13 protein-coding genes are annotated in these 15,287 nt (G+C 42.8%); 11 read left to right on the top strand and 2 right to left on the bottom strand.

What is annotated here, in order from left to right; genetic code table 11:
- Positions 1-33: 33 nt before the first annotated feature.
- Genes FXV77_RS07135 through FXV77_RS07105 form a run of 7 tightly spaced genes read left to right on the top strand, consistent with a single transcriptional unit; the run spans position 34 to position 11,262 of the window.
- Positions 34-1,425, top strand: a complete 1,392-nt coding sequence (locus FXV77_RS07135) for an alpha-L-fucosidase (protein ID WP_148918532.1) — start codon at positions 34-36, stop codon at positions 1,423-1,425.
- 45 nt (positions 1,426-1,470) lie between these two features.
- On the top strand, positions 1,471-2,829 hold the full coding sequence (locus tag FXV77_RS07130; protein WP_148918531.1) for an alpha-L-fucosidase: 1,359 nt from the start codon (positions 1,471-1,473) through the stop codon (positions 2,827-2,829).
- 53 nt (positions 2,830-2,882) lie between these two features.
- A complete protein-coding gene (locus FXV77_RS07125) occupies positions 2,883-6,056 on the top strand; it encodes a SusC/RagA family TonB-linked outer membrane protein (protein ID WP_148918530.1) in 3,174 nt (1,057 codons plus the stop codon).
- Positions 6,057-6,068: 12 nt separating this feature from the next.
- Positions 6,069-7,934, top strand: a complete 1,866-nt coding sequence (locus tag FXV77_RS07120) for a RagB/SusD family nutrient uptake outer membrane protein (protein WP_148918529.1) — start codon at positions 6,069-6,071, stop codon at positions 7,932-7,934.
- A 21-nt stretch (positions 7,935-7,955) separates the two neighbouring features.
- Positions 7,956-8,378: a hypothetical protein gene (locus FXV77_RS07115; RefSeq protein WP_148918528.1), complete on the top strand. Its 423-nt coding sequence runs from the start codon at positions 7,956-7,958 to the stop codon at positions 8,376-8,378.
- A 34-nt stretch (positions 8,379-8,412) separates the two neighbouring features.
- Entirely contained in the window at positions 8,413-9,411 is a 999-nt protein-coding gene (locus FXV77_RS07110) for a DUF4466 family protein (RefSeq protein WP_148918527.1), read from the top strand.
- A 33-nt stretch (positions 9,412-9,444) separates the two neighbouring features.
- The gene (locus tag FXV77_RS07105; protein ID WP_148918526.1) at positions 9,445-11,262 is read left to right on the top strand and encodes a heparinase II/III domain-containing protein; all 1,818 of its coding nucleotides are present in this window, start codon (positions 9,445-9,447) and stop codon (positions 11,260-11,262) included.
- 29 nt (positions 11,263-11,291) lie between these two features.
- On the opposite strand, the gene FXV77_RS07100 is transcribed toward FXV77_RS07105, so the two are convergent.
- Together FXV77_RS07100 and FXV77_RS07095 are read right to left on the bottom strand one after the other, a co-directional pair.
- Positions 11,292-11,714 carry a hypothetical protein gene (locus FXV77_RS07100; RefSeq protein ID WP_148918525.1) on the bottom strand — a complete coding sequence of 141 codons (423 nt, stop codon included), beginning with the start codon at positions 11,712-11,714 and terminating at the stop codon, positions 11,292-11,294.
- A 12-nt stretch (positions 11,715-11,726) separates the two neighbouring features.
- On the bottom strand, positions 11,727-12,047 hold the full coding sequence (locus FXV77_RS07095) for a C40 family peptidase (protein ID WP_148918524.1): 321 nt from the start codon (positions 12,045-12,047) through the stop codon (positions 11,727-11,729).
- 276 nt (positions 12,048-12,323) lie between these two features.
- Here FXV77_RS07095 and FXV77_RS07090 point away from each other — a divergent pair, with 276 nt between their 5' ends.
- From FXV77_RS07090 to FXV77_RS07080, 4 genes are all read left to right on the top strand, one after another.
- Entirely contained in the window at positions 12,324-12,890 is a 567-nt protein-coding gene (locus FXV77_RS07090) for an ORF6N domain-containing protein (RefSeq protein WP_148918523.1), read from the top strand.
- A gap of 177 nt (positions 12,891-13,067) precedes the next feature.
- Positions 13,068-13,217, top strand: coding sequence for a hypothetical protein (locus FXV77_RS22040; RefSeq protein WP_187444048.1), 150 nt, complete (start codon positions 13,068-13,070; stop codon positions 13,215-13,217).
- Positions 13,218-13,554: 337 nt separating this feature from the next.
- A complete protein-coding gene (locus FXV77_RS07085) occupies positions 13,555-14,481 on the top strand; it encodes a hypothetical protein (protein WP_148918522.1) in 927 nt (308 codons plus the stop codon).
- 163 nt (positions 14,482-14,644) lie between these two features.
- Entirely contained in the window at positions 14,645-15,250 is a 606-nt protein-coding gene (locus tag FXV77_RS07080) for an RNA polymerase sigma factor (protein WP_187444047.1), read from the top strand.
- Positions 15,251-15,287: the final 37 nt, after the last annotated feature.

Here is a 15,287-nt window from a genome sequence, read left to right as displayed (position 1 = left end):
AAAGGCCAAAAATGACCGCTTAAATACAGAAAAATGAAGACTAACTTCTATATCAAGATTTGTTTACCCGTGTTTTTATTCATACTGGTTATACCGGAAGTGATTGCCCAAAAATTTGAGAACAGCTGGGAGTCATTAGATTCCAGACCTATACCGTCGTGGTGGTCAGATGCCAAGTTTGGAATATTTATACACTGGGGACTATATTCCGTGCCAGCTTACGCGCCGGTCGACGAGGTAGAAGGCGTTTACGAAAAATATGCTGAGCATTATCTCATGCGCCTTATTGAAAAAAATAATTCATTCACCGATTACCACAAATGTAATTACGGACAACATTCGACGTACGCAGATTTCGCCCCCATGTTTAAAGCGGAATTTTTTGATCCCGATAAATGGGCTGATTTGTTTAAAAGATCCGGCGCAGGCTACGTGGTATTGACCTCGAAGCACCATGATGGGTACTGCCTATGGCCAAGTGTACACAGCAACGGCTGGAATAGTATGGACGTAGGGCCTAAGCGCGATATTATAAAAGACCTATCTAATGCGGTGCGAAGTACCGGTTTACGATTTGGATTGTATTATTCTTTATTGGAATGGAGTAATGTGCTCTATACCTCAGGCGATATGGAGAGGTGGACTACGGAGCATATGATACCGCAGATGAAAGACCTGGTGAATAATTATCGTCCAGAAGTTATTTTCGCAGACGGCGAATGGGATTATACAAGTGACAAATTAAAAAGCACAACATTTCTGACATGGCTTTACAACGATTCTCCGGTGAAAGAGACGGTCGTAGTCAACGATCGGTGGGGAAAAGAAACACGAAGTAAGCACGGGGGATATTACACAACAGAATATAATTTGATCGGTGACACGCTTACGACGGGTCGGATTTTGCATCCTTGGGAAGAGAGCCGCGGAATTGGAACTTCCTACGGATATAATCAATTTGAAACTACTGCACATTATTACTCATCAAAACAATTAATCGATCTACTGATCGAAAAGGTTGGAAACGGGGGTAATCTTCTACTAAATGTCGGACCTGATGCAAACGGTCTGATTCCCGTCGTTATGGAAGAGCGGCTGCTGGCTATAGGTGATTGGTTAAGTATAAACGGAGAAGCGATATACGGAACCACCGCGTGGGACGATCGGCCATTACAAGAAGATAATGGTGTCCATTATACTCGTAAAGGTAACGATCTGTATGTCATATGTACCGAGTGGCCAGCGGAAGAATTGATCATCGATGGAATTCGCGGCGCAAAGGATGTGACTTTGTTAGGGTCAGATTTACCCATAAAATTCAAAACCATTAAAAATAGAGTATGCGTTCGGCCTCCACAAATTAACCCGGCAAATACACCATGCGAACATGCTTGGGTATTTAAATTAACAAATATTAAAAAATAACAAGTTTCTAACATAAAACTAACGATTACGAATAATTACATATCAATGAACAAACAACTATATATAATTTTATTACTTTTTGTAATAAGCATACCGCTTCGAGCACAGGATCTACCCGTACCTAGTAAGAATCAATTAAAATGGCAAAAGTTGGAGACAACTGCTTTCATCCATTTTACGGTGAATACCTATACAGGCAAGGAGTGGGGAGATGGCACTGAACGTCCTGAAATTTTTAATCCGGTCAATTTTGATGCGCGCAAAATGATCAAAGTTTTGAAGGAAACGGGATTCAAGATGGCGATAATAACCGCTAAACATCACGATGGATTTTGTCTTTGGCCGACGGCATACACAGCTCATTCCGTTAAAAGCAGTCCATGGAAAAATGGCGAAGGTGATATGGTAAAAGAGATAGAGCAGGCATGTCGCGAATACGATATACAGTTTGGATTCTATCTCTCCCCTTGGGATCAAAACCATCCTAGTTACGGGACGTCGGCATATAACACGTTTTACAAAAATCAACTCCGGGAGTTATTAACGAATTATGGCGAAATAGCGGAAGTGTGGTTTGACGGAGCGAAGGATAAAAAAGCCATTGATATGGAGTACGATTTTAACGGTTATTGGGATATCGTCCGTGAATTGCAACCAAATGCAGTGATGTTTTCGGACGTCGGCCCTGATGTTCGATGGGTAGGTAATGAGAAAGGAATCGCCGGCGAGACCATGTGGTCTACGATTGATGTGAAACCAGAGAACGCACCCGGGAAAATGTCACCAGCATACTTAAATGTAGGAGATCCGAACGGCAAATTGTGGATACCGACAGAAACGGATGTGTCGATCAGACCCGGGTGGTTTTATCATGAGAAAGAGGATGATAAGGTACGGTCGGCTCAAAATTTGGTCGATCTTTATTACACCTCGGTAGGTAGAAACAGTGTGTTGCTCCTCAATATTCCGCCTAATAAGGAAGGTTTATTTGCAGAACAGGATGTAAAAAATTTATATGAATACCGCTCGATTCTGGATGAAACATTTGATAGAAACCTGGCAAAGACAGACCATAATGGATCATTGACTGATGGGGCGCTGGAAAGCTACATCTCGCTTCACACAAATAAACCTTTCGTAGTGACATTGAGTGAAAAAGTGTCTTTTGACAGGGTTTCGCTTCAAGAAAATATTACCGAAGGGCAAAAAAATGAAGAAGCTTTATTAGAGTACTGGGACGGAACAGCGTGGACATTGTTAAGTGATCTCACCACAATCGGATACAAGCGCTTGTTACGTGTGCCATTGACCACCACAGATAAGATCAGAATTACAGTGAAAAAATCTAAATCACCTGTCCAGCTAGCAGAATTGGGACTCTATAAGGCTTCCGCTAGGGAATAGCTAAAAAAAAGAAAACATTATTAATAATCTATTATAAACCAAATTAAAAACATATGATGCAAAAAACAGCTAAGCTTCGGTTGGTCAAGCTCGGTGTGGGAATCGGGTTTGTTTTCCAGAGTTTTGGGCTTCTTGCTCAGGAAAGCAACGAAGTCGTCTCCATCGCCATGATAACCAAGAACAGCCATCCCAACTTACCACGTACAACGACTGAGGAAAAACAAACTACCCGTGTAACTGGTCGGGTGATGGACGGTGCTGGCGAGCCTCTGGCCGGAGTAGGGGTTAGCCTAAAAGGAACAAATGTGGCTACTGTAACAAACGTCGATGGAAATTTCGTAGTGGATGCACCACAAGGCACTGGTACACTCGTCTTTACCTACATCGGTTTTTTGAGTAGGGAGTTCCCGTTTAGTAATAGCCAGAATGTAGTAAACGTGACACTGCAGCCTGATATGTCCACGATAGATGAAGTGGTCGTGGTGGGCTATGGTACCCAAAAGAAAGGGAACCTAACGGGTTCCGTAGCGAGTATTACCTTTGATGAAAAATTAACCAGTAGGTCTATTTCAAATGTTTCCACAGCGCTGAATGGTTTATTGCCTGGGCTAGCAGTCAATCAGTCCAGTGGAATGGCGGGTAATAATAGTTCCACATTGATGATCAGGGGTTTGGGAACGCTCGCCTCCGGCGCCGCAGGGCCGTTAATCGTGGTAGATGGTATGCCGGATGTCGATATCAACCGATTAAATATGCAGGATATTGAAAGCGTATCTGTGTTGAAAGATGCGACAGCTGCTTCTGTCTATGGCTCCAGAGCTGCCAACGGGGTAATTTTGGTGACCACCAGATCCGGTGCCGGCAAAAAGCCGAGCATCACTTTCAGTTCTCATTTAGCAACACAAAGCCCGACCAACGGAATCGGCTTTATGGCAGATTACCCTAGATCTTTAATGGTCCATCGGAATGCACAGGCCATGAGTGCCTCCGCTAACACCGCAACTTATAGGTATGGCACCATTGAGGAATGGATGGCTTTAGGTATGATAGACCCCATTCGATTTGCGAATACGGATTGGTTTGACGTGACGATGCGGGATGCAGTCCAGCAAAACTACAACCTTTCGGCTAATGGCGGTAACGATGTATCCAATTTTTTTATATCTGCCGGAATAATGGATGAAAGAGGGTTGCAAATTGGGAACGATTTTGCAAGATATAATGCCCGTATCAATTACGATTATAAAATCCGTAAAAATATCAGCATTGGCGCCAAGGTTACGGGTAACTGGTCTAACTACACGTTCGGGTTTAATGAGGGATTTACCGGCGGTAGTGCAGGAAATGCATACGACTTACGTTTTGCTGTAGCGGGGGTCACACCTTACGATCCGTTCACCGGGTTATACGGTGGTAGGTCGGCGTACGGTGAGCATACGCTCGTGGCTAATCCTTTGGCTTTGTATGATCACTTAAGCTCCAAAAGAAACCAAAAGCAATTAAATAGTATTTTTCATTTGGAGTGGGAACCTATAGAAGGATTGAAAACTCGGGTGGATTACTCTTTAAATTACAGTGATCAGTTTACGGTGAATGCCAACAAAGCGGTCGAGGCTTATGATTTCCAAAATGAGGCTTTTACCGGCAGGTGGATTTTAGGACCCAACGTGGGTATCTCGAATGATAATTTGAATAGCTATAAAACGATGGCAAGTGGTAGGATAAGTTACGATAAAGTCTTAGCTGAAAATCACGAATTTGGAGCATTAGCAGTATATAGCGAAGAGTTTTGGAATAGCCGTATATTAGCTGGCGCGAGATTAAATCGGATACATCCTTCATTAACGGAGCTAGACGCTGCAAGCGTGGACGGACAAACGAATAGTGGATCGTCCACAAAGGAGGGGTTACGGTCTTTCATTGGTAGACTAAACTACACAGCCTTTAATAAATATTTAGTGGAACTGAACGCCCGTTACGATGGCTCTTCCAGGTTTTATAAGGGCCACCAGTGGGGATTCTTTCCGTCAGCATCGGTGGGATGGCGTTTCACAGAGGAAAGCTTTCTTTCTAACATCAAAGACTGGGGCATAAGCAGTGGTAAACTGCGGGCGAGTTACGGAGGGCTAGGTAATAACAGAATCACCAATTCTTTATACGAACAAAGAGAAGTATTGACATCATTCAATTATATTTTAGGAGGTTCGGCCTATAGCGGATTCTCGAATAACAGAATGATAAACCAAGCGTTTAGTTGGGAGAAAGTCAATGTCCTGAATTTTGGATTAGATCTTGTCATGCTTAACAATCGCTTGTCTGCGGAATTTGACTACTATGAGCGGAAAACTGCAGGGATGGCAGATGCTTTAGATATTTCTATGCTTATATCCGGAATGTATACTGCGCCCAGACATAATATAGGGGAGATGAGCAATCGTGGTATTGAGGGTAACTTTACCTGGAGCGACAATATAAATGACTTTCAATACCGCATTAATCTGAACGCTTCATATAATAGGAATACACTGGAAAAATGGGGACAACTGTTATTGAGGGGGACCCGGTTTATTGATATGCCTATTAATTTCGTATATGGCTACGAGGATATTGGTATAGCACAAAACTGGCAACAAGTTTATGATGCGACCCCTCAAGGTATTGTTCCGGGAGATCTTATCCGTTTGGACCTCAACGGGGATGGGAGGATTACGGATGAAGACAGGAAAGCCGATCCCAATACGCAAACCAACACGCCACATACCAATTTTGCTTTGAATTCAAGTTTCAGTTATAAAGGCTTTGATTTAAACATCCAGCTGCAAGGGGCTGCAGGAAGGAAAGATTATTGGTTGAGCAACTATAATGAACTGAGTATAGGGGAAAGATACGCGGCATCATGGGATCACTGGAATAATCCTTGGAGTGTAGATAATAAAGATGGGATCTGGCCAAGGTTAAACAGTACTGCTGGTGGTAATAGGACACAAACGACCTTTTGGCTGGATAATTTATCCTACTTACGTTTACGTAACGTACAGCTAGGTTACAATCTTCCGGAGAGTATATTAAGGAAAGTAAATATTAATAATCTCAGAGTATTCGTTTCGGGTGAAAACTTACATACGTTCACTTCGTACAGGGGGATAGATCCCGAGTCCACAGCCAGTATGAACGATGTGTATCCATTGCTGAAATCCTTCTCGTTAGGTGTAAATATTAATCTATAAGGTGTAAATAATATGAAAAAGATAAATAAATTTCTGGTTTGTTTTTTTGCCGGCTCTTTACTGCTTTCTACATCTTCATGTGTGAAAGATCTGTTAGATCAGCAAGCGACAACAGAACTTGACAATAATGCGTACTGGCAAACAGAAGCAGATGCCGTGGGTGGTGCGATGGCAATGTATAACAATATTAAGAATGTGTTTCATAAAGACTATTTCTTTGATGGCCATGGTGATTATGTGCGGGTGAGAGCTGTAAGTAGTATCTCGTCTTTGGGGACGCCGAGTAATGGCGGTGCATATTGGACGGGAAGTAGCACTGGCCATTATTATCCGGAGGGGTATGGTTCCGCTTTTGACAATATGTTTCGTTTCTTATATGGGGGCGTGAACAGAGCAAACTATGTGATCGATAACGTGACAAATATGTTGCCTCGGTTACCCGCTGCCAAAGAAAATTTGGAAGGTATTATTGGAGAGGCTCGGCTAATGCGGGCTTTGGTATATTTCCGATTAATCACGATGTGGGGAGATGTGCCATACATCGATAAAATAGTAATAAGTAATGATGATGTGATATCTATACCGCGTACACCGATAGAAGAAGTGAAGAATCATATTCTGGCGGATTTAGATTACGCGTTTGAAAAATTACCCGCTACGCGTAAGCCTGATCAAAAAGAAAGAGTAACCAAAGCGGCAGCCTTGGCTTTAAGAGGGAAGGTAAATCTTTACTGGGGTAGCTGGAATAAGAATGGATGGCCAGAACTGGACACATTTGAGCCGGATGCAGCAAAGGCAGACCAAGCTTTTAAAGATGCTACAGAAGACTTCAGAAAAGTTATTAACGATTACGGATTAACGTTATTCAGAGGCGGCGCTCCGGGCGAAATTGATGATCTAGGAAAAGCAGAAACATTACCTAATTATTTTCATCTTTTTATGCCTACTTCTAATGCAACCAATGAGACCATTATTGGTTTTACCCACGGCGGACCTGGGTCCGGGGTAAGCGATAAATTAATGCGTGATATTGGGCCAAGAGAGACCGAAAGTTCCGAAGTGAATGTGTCGCCAAACTACTGGCTGGCTGATCGTTATCAGTCTACCACAACAGGCGATTTTCTTCCGCCCATGGAGCAATTGAGTGATAGGACACAGGATGCTAAATATGCAGCAGATGCAGCGACGAGGCCAAACTCCGCGCTTAATCCGCAAACTTACCTGGGTAGAGATTACCGGATGAAAAGTACGATTCTTTGGAACGGTGAAGTCATCCAGCGCTTGGCGGGGTTACAAGCCGAAGGACTAATTCCCTATCATCACGGAATCCAGGGCGTTAATAATGGTGTTCGCTATATAGATTATAATTCAGGGACGAACTCCGGTTACTTGTTCCGCAAGTTCGTAAGAAACTACGCTGGACAAGGAAGAGAAGAAGGAAATATGACCTGGCCGGTGATCCGTCTTGCCGACGTATATTTGATGTTTGCCGAAGCATCGAACGAGGCATTTGGCCCGACGCCTGAAGCCGTGAGTCTGGTAGATAAAGTAAGGGCACGCGGAAATCTGCCGGCGCTTAAGCCTGAAAAGTATGCAAATAGAGATTTGTTCTTTGATGCCATAGAACAAGAACGTATAGTAGAGTTGGTATTAGAAGGACATAGGGCGTTTGATATTAGACGCTGGAGGAAAATTGAAGATATCTGGGGGCCGCCTAACGGTCCGGGAAAGTTTACGACGAACACGTGGGGCAATAATGTTACGGCTTACTTTCAAAATAAAAATGAGAGAGCCTATCAGCAATGTTATATTTTTAAAATACCACAGAGTGAAATGGATCGTAATCCTAACCTAAGGCAAAATACACCGTATTTATAGACGTAAATTTTAAAAAAATAGATGATGAAAATATCAAAATATAAAAACTTTTATTTGGCACTTCTGGTGATTGTAGCATTTGCGATAATACGGTGTTCCAAAGACAATTTTCCCGTAGATGAAGATGGTCTGCTAATCACCGATCGAACAAGTGCATATGTGGGGAGCTTTGATTTATGGGACCCCACGCATCAAACGGTGGTCGTTGGGACGCCTGTTGTAGATACAGTCGCCCAGACGATAGATTTACAGGTACGTTTTGGTACGGACTTAACAAGACTATGGCCACGTTTTTCTCTGATTACCGATGCGAAGCTGGAGCCTAAAGTCACAGGATTTGTTGATTTTTCTGATTTGACAAATCCTAGACAGTGGACCGTCATATCGGGCAACAGACAGGTGCGAAAGGTATACACGGTGAATGTAACGGTACAACAGCCATAGGATAATATATTTTAACATATTAAAAGTAAAAATTATGATTCGTAAACTATTATATAAAACCACATTTTTACTCTGCGTCGTAACGCTAGTTGTTGGGTGCAAGGAGGAGGAATATGCCGTTCCTGTACCGAAAAGTGGTTTACAAAACGATTGTATTAAGAAGTCGGTAGGTCCTGGACTAGCGGGTATAGACATGGAATTTATGTATGCCATGGCAATTCAACAAAGTGAAGGGAAACTCATTTCTGCACAGGTAGAGGCTTCGATCCCGGGTGCTCCCGAAACCTATCTGGAGCACCGCTCCTTTCATACGGATGCTATTGGGGATGATATCGGTATACCTGTGGCAACGCCATCTGTAACGGATGGAGCAGTTACCAAGGTTACTTTTGACGTGGATACCAATGCCGCCACTTTAAGGTATTATTACAGACCAACACCTGACGCTGCTGATAAAGAAGTTTCTTTTACTTTTTCTGCCACGAGTAGTAATGGCCAGACCGTTACGTACAAAATGGGACCTTACAAGATCAGGAGAATGGAAGTAGCGCCTAATTTGGCGGTTTCCAATGGCAACAAATTTTATATATCCATAGAAGACATGGCTGTATACGACGACACGGAGGCTACAGCACGACCAGATAAGATTGACGTACTCTACTTATTCAGAACGATTACCGGAATAACATTTGGCCATTCTTTCGTGGCTCCAGCAGCAGACGTAATGTATCGCCCGGGAATAACGCTACCAAATGGGATTAACCGAAACACGAAAATACAAAAGGCTTGGAACGTAAGAGATATCCATCTTGGTGCCAATGCAGGTACCGGAAATAACTCCTATGTCTATTTAGATGATGAAGATTTTAAGACATTGGATCTTAGCGCAGCCCCCAATTATGCTATCAATATGCTGGCTCAATCAGGTATATGGGTAGAAACGGCAGACGGAAAATACAGAGGATATATTTATGTGAATTCTATTAATGCGAACGGGAGTGCTGTAATTGGAATTAAGCGTTACAGGTTATAATTAATCACGGAGCATAGTAAACCGTTAGTCGTTATGGTCAGATACATTATAAAATATTTTTCTTTTTTTACATTTATTGCTTTAGCTATTACGTACTCCACGGTTTGTGCACAGGTTAACGATAGTATGCCTGCTATAGCTAGTCACCCGCGCTTACTCTTTTTAGAAGGAGAGGAAAGAGCCCTCGCAAGCGCGGTCAAAATGGATCGGTACAAGCAGAGAGTACATCATGAAATTCTTGCGGAATGTGAAGAAATCCTCCACACCGTTCCCGTTGAGCGAATTAAAGTCGGAATGCGTATGCTTCCGACTTCTCGCGAAGCGATGCTACGAATTTTTTATCTTTCTTATTCTTGGAGAATGACGGATGACAGCCGGTATCTTGAGCGGGCGAAAGATGAGCTGGAAGCAATCTCATCGTTCAGCGACTGGAATCCATCGCATTTTTTGGATGTTGCGGAGATGACCATCGCCGCTGCTATTGGATATGACTGGCTATATGAAGAGTTGTCGCCGGAAGAACGGGTGCGAATTAAAGATGCGATTCTGAAAAAAGGCTTGGAACCTTCATTTGATAGCCACTATAACTGGTGGTTAAAGGCTACCCATAATTGGAACCAGGTTTGCAATGCAGGAATGCTCCTGGGGGCGTTGGCTATTTACGAGGAGGATGTTGCATTAGCGGAAAAGATAATAGAAAGGAGTAAGGAAAGTATCCAGTTACCGATGAAAGATTATGAACCAGATGGCGCGTATCCAGAGGGATATATGTATTGGGGCTACGGAACAACATTCAATGTGCTGTTTATAAATACACTGGAACGGGCTTTTGGCAAAGCGTATGATTTGTCATCTACCCCCGGTTTTTTAGGAACGGCTTCATTTATGCAAAATATGACCGGCGTGACGGGAGATTCTTTTAATTTTTCCGACTCTGATTTAGGAGGTGTTTTGCAACCGGCCATGTTCTGGTTTGCCCAAAAGACAAACAATCCTTCTTTGCTCTGGGTCGAAAGAGAACACATGATCAAATTAAGTGCGAATGTGCGGGAGGACAACCGTCTCCTTCCTCTTACTTTGATATGGAGTAAAGATAGTGATCTTCAGTCTATCGATCCTCCCAAAAACAAGATGTGGGTAGGCAAGGGCAAGACACCAGTGGCACTCATGCGATCGTCATGGACAGATTCGTCCGCCATATACGTGGGATTCAAAGGCGGCTCTCCTTCAACTAACCATGGACACATGGATGCTGGATCTTTTGTCATGGAATCCGATGGTGTTCGTTGGGCGATAGACTTCGGCCGAGAAGATTACCGACTGCTCGAATCGCAAAATATCAATATATGGAAATTAGATCAAGATTCTGAACGTTGGGGTGTGTTTAAATATTCTAATTTAGCGCATAATACACTAACGGTAAACGAACAGCTTCAAAATGTGAAAGGCAATGCCCCCTTGATAGATTTTTCCGAAACGCACGATAGTACGACAGCGACAATGGATCTTTCTTCGATTTACCCTAATCTGACAACTTTGAAGCGCAAAATCACGATTACCGATGCCGAAAATGTAATCATTAGCGATGTATACGATGGCGGAACGGAAGAAAATACAATACGATGGTCTATGCTTACCGATGCAACTGTAAAATTAACGGATAGCAGAAAAGCTGAACTTACAAAAGAAGGCAAAAAGCTAACGCTGCAAGTCGATGCTCCGCACGATATAATTCTAAAAACCTGGGCTACAGGTCTAGATTACATGGCGAACGAGACAGTAATAGTCGGTTTCGAAATAAAGGTTGACCCTCATCAAACTGGAGAGATTATAGTGCGATTAGTTCCTTAATAAACCCATGAGGTGTTTATGCACAGACATTAGGATTGTTTTTTTAACCACCATAAACAAAACAGTAGCACCACAATGCCCCATATCCACCAACTATAATCAAACCACCGACGACTTTGCGTTTGGCTTTCGGTCATTCCGCGCACATCCCTCTTTGTATCAAACGAGTCAAGCTCGACCTGCCATTGCTGCAGGCCGAGTTGACTTTCATTGATCTGGAGATACCCGCCATAGCTATACAACCCGGTATCCGGATGGAAATACAGTATACTATCCGTGACGAAAGACCAGCTACGATTCAAGCTATCTTGCTCCACCATCTGAAAACCGTAGCGGATGCCTTTATTGGCTTCGGATAACCTGATCCGGTTATTTTCCAGCTTTGTTTTCTCCCGGTAGGCATGACAGGAAATGAAGGTTCCAATCAGGATTAAAATCAAACTATTTTTCATTTTCATTTCTATTTACCAGGCTTCGTTATTGCGCGGCTCGGTTAAACCCACCTGTCCGTAGCACCATGATACAAAAGCCGCACACCAGGCATGCCCTTTGCCCAACCCTGTGTAATTCAAATATTCCTCTACACGGGCTCCATCGTTATTGCCTGTGGCTTCTTTCACACCAATTTCGGCCACCGCAATTTCGACGATCCGGGCGCGTGTCGCGTGGTGTTCCTTCACGAGATGCAGCGAAGTTTGCACACTTAAAGGACGATGGATAGCATCCAGATCATTGCATATAGCAGTAAAAAGAATACCGAAAAGTAAAGAATACATTGTTGCCATGATGTTAGTTGATCAATGTGATAAAATAGATTCCTACGAAAGAGCTTAAAAGGCTTCCAAAGGATTTCCTGTAGCCATAGGCTGCAGCATACCGCAGCGTGGCGAGCGCCCGGCGGTAGGTGTATAGGACGTTAAAAAATTGTATAGAATATTTTTTATAATTATCTTTGACGTATAAAGGATTGGGGGTTCCCCGGTCGAGCAGTAGCCAAGCGAGAGTTCGGCTTTTGTTTTTTTCGTTATTTAAATTTAAACATCTCACTAACCAAGAGAATTATGAGCAAGAATGAAACAGCTAGACTTACAATCATTGAAGACAGGATATTTATTATCAGAAACCAACAGGTTATGATTGACAAAGACTTGGCTGACCTGTATACTGTGGAGACCAAGGTGCTGAACCAAGCGGTGAAAAGAAATATTGACAAATTTCCCGAAGACTTCCGTTTTCAGCTCACAACAGAAGAAAAAAGAGAACTGGTCACAAACTGTGACCGGTTCGAATCGTTAAAACATTCTAGTGTAAATCCTCATGCATTTACTGAACATGGCGTACTGATGCTCGCCAACGTACTTAAAAGCGACATTGCCACCAAGATGAGCATTCGTCTGGTGAAAGCTTTTGTACAGCTACGTAAAGTATTGTCCTCAACTGCCCAACTGCAATTAGAGATCGAAAAAATCAAAAACTATATATCGTATCAAAGCAAGAAACAGGAAACTCAAGATAAAAACATAGACCTTCTATTTCAATACATCGACCGGCTACAGGAAAAACTGGATACTCCAACTCCGCAGGAAAGGAAAACGATTGGTTATGTGGTAGGACGAAACAATGAGTAAGTACGGAAAACCGTAAGGTGATGTGGGATGGAGATTGCAAGTTTTTTAAATTTAAAATGCCTCCATTGCTTGATCGGGATCTCGCGGAGCTATATGGCGTAACTAATGGCAGTCTGAATGTAGAGTTGCTACCTTTAAAGCGAGACATATTTAGAGAGTAATTTTAAATCTGTAGAAATGCATAGAAAATTTGATGATTTGTTTAAGATAATGGAAGTCGATTTGAGCATTGTTAAAGGATCTGTAGGCGAGGTAGCGAAGGAATTAGACATAGACCCCAGTGATAAACTTGTACTTGGTTACGTTTCCGTTCGGAAAGAGGTTTGATCAAGCATAAAAATGCAAATATTGCATTATTTCCTATGCATTATATATCAAATATCGCATCATGAGAAAGATATTTGTTTGCATCTCTCAAAAAAATCACGAAATTAGAATATATTGATTCTTTAAAATTGGAAAGCAAACATAATTATGTATACTTCCACACAGCAGTTTGTCCTATCGAGCCCTTTATATCCATTGGCTAGAGAAACGGTAAATGCGAAGTATAAGCCGCTTGAATTGTTAAAATATCGTTTTACGATAATTTAACAATTCCCGAACAGTGTTGTAACGTCGGATGTGTAAATTCATCGAGTTTATATAAGTTAACAGATAACACATGAAATTATTTAGTGCCATTATAGCACTCCTTACGATATGCTGCAATGGGTCACTGTTTGCCCAATCGGACTTTGAGGGAACGCTGACCACACGGGTTAACATGGCCGGCGTGGACCTGAGCCTGGTCACAGAAAAAATCGATTATGAAAAGGGGGATATACAGGAACAGCTGGAAACGCTGTACAAGACCATCCCGGCACAGGACATCGCCCGGATGCAGGCCATGATGGAACAGAATCCGATGATGGGACTGGCCATGGTTATGACACCGCCGAAAGCGACCATCCATGTCAAGGGTAAGGTTGCGCTCGCCAAAACCCGGGGACTGGGTTACGAGATACAGCATTACCATAACGAACAATCCGATGAGGCGTTCCTCCATACCGTTTCATTGATCCAGCCCGGAGAAGCGGTTACGGCGTTTTACAAGCCTTCGCAGGGATATGATGCGCTGTTCACGGACGACAAACGCATCACCACCGACAATTTCAACGTCGAGCGTTCACCAAAGACAGCAGAAGTAGCCGGGTACCCATGCGCTGTCTCCACCTACACGCCAAAGTCGCTGCAATCCGGAACAGGTTCGGCCACGGGAATTCCAAGTGTGCAGGTACATAAGCTTGTGGTGTATACCAGTAAGGATTTACCCAAGGGAATCAATTTCTCGCATCCTTATTACCTGCCGGAGGATAATGGTATCATGCGCATCGATATCTACCTGAATAACGCAGCGGAACCCACGATGGTTTATGAAATGGTTTCGGTTAACAAGGCACCGATTAGCGACGGCATGCTGGTACCTAAGAAAACGGAGCCGTTGTATGAACTGACCGACATGAATTACGGAATGAAATTGCTGGGTATCATGATGGGCGGCATGGCGGCTATGGATATGGGTGACAACGATGACTGGGAAAACGAATAACGATCAACGTAGGCTGAAAAAACACTAAATTTTGCACTAAATAAGTGCAATTTCCGTCTTTTATCAGATTTCACAAAGTTAGGCGTTTTATCAAAAGCATGCTAACTCTTTTTATAACGTATAGAATTTCCTATATTGTGGGTAGGTTGTTAGTGCGAAAATTTTGAAAGAAGAGCATTCGGTACAGGAAAGAAAATTGCTAGAAGCTGTTGGTGTCGGGGATGAACGATCCTTTTCTGATTTGTATAAATTGTATTACAAACGGTTATATGGGTTCTTGATGAAGATGACCAATGGTCAGGAAAGTGTTGCCCGCGATATTTTGCAAGAGTCTTTTTTGCGTGTATGGCTAAATAGGGACCGTTTGCAAGAGGTTAGCAATTTCCAGGCATGGATTTACAAAGTGGTCAGTACAGAAATGCTCACCTATTTAAAAAAGGAACTCCACGCGAAAACTAAAGTAGAACGATTCTGCAGTCATCTCGACCACGACTGGGAAGAAGTTAGACTAAACAATAAATTAGAAGTACGAGATTTAAGAGACGTAATCGCTTCCGCCATATGCGAAATGCCCAAACGTCGAAAATTGATTTATCAGATGAGCCGTGTGGAAGACTTGACTCCCATAGAGATTGCCTCCCGTTTGGGGATTTCCGTGAACACTGTTCACAATACGCTCACTACTGCGCTAAGGCAAATCAGACAGCGATTGCAGGAGGCTGGGTACAACGTTCTCCTGTCTGTTCTTCTCTTATTGAAGTTTTTTTAAAATTTTCTCAGAAACGAATAGTAGTACTTCCCAAAAG

This window comes from Sphingobacterium phlebotomi, assembly GCF_008180195.1.
In the GTDB taxonomy this organism is placed as follows: domain Bacteria; phylum Bacteroidota; class Bacteroidia; order Sphingobacteriales; family Sphingobacteriaceae; genus Sphingobacterium; species Sphingobacterium phlebotomi.
This window is presented reverse-complemented; position numbering and strand designations above follow the sequence as displayed.

Bases quoted from the DNA above. Each gene is read 5' to 3' on its own strand.
- FXV77_RS07120 (WP_148918529.1), top strand. From the start codon at position 6,069: ATGAAAAAGATAAATAAATTTCTGGTTTGTTTTTTTGCCGGCTCTTTA.
- FXV77_RS07105 (WP_148918526.1), top strand. From the start codon at position 9,445: ATGGTCAGATACATTATAAAATATTTTTCTTTTTTTACATTTATTGCT.
- FXV77_RS07125 (WP_148918530.1), top strand. From the start codon at position 2,883: ATGATGCAAAAAACAGCTAAGCTTCGGTTGGTCAAGCTCGGTGTGGGA.
- FXV77_RS07135 (WP_148918532.1), top strand. From the start codon at position 34: ATGAAGACTAACTTCTATATCAAGATTTGTTTACCCGTGTTTTTATTC.
- FXV77_RS07100 (WP_148918525.1), bottom strand. From the start codon at position 11,714: ATGAAAAATAGTTTGATTTTAATCCTGATTGGAACCTTCATTTCCTGT.
- FXV77_RS07090 (WP_148918523.1), top strand. From the start codon at position 12,324: ATGAGCAAGAATGAAACAGCTAGACTTACAATCATTGAAGACAGGATA.
- FXV77_RS07110 (WP_148918527.1), top strand. From the start codon at position 8,413: ATGATTCGTAAACTATTATATAAAACCACATTTTTACTCTGCGTCGTA.
- FXV77_RS07085 (WP_148918522.1), top strand. From the start codon at position 13,555: ATGAAATTATTTAGTGCCATTATAGCACTCCTTACGATATGCTGCAAT.
- FXV77_RS07130 (WP_148918531.1), top strand. From the start codon at position 1,471: ATGAACAAACAACTATATATAATTTTATTACTTTTTGTAATAAGCATA.
- FXV77_RS22040 (WP_187444048.1), top strand. From the start codon at position 13,068: ATGCATAGAAAATTTGATGATTTGTTTAAGATAATGGAAGTCGATTTG.
- FXV77_RS07115 (WP_148918528.1), top strand. From the start codon at position 7,956: ATGATGAAAATATCAAAATATAAAAACTTTTATTTGGCACTTCTGGTG.
- FXV77_RS07095 (WP_148918524.1), bottom strand. From the start codon at position 12,047: ATGGCAACAATGTATTCTTTACTTTTCGGTATTCTTTTTACTGCTATA.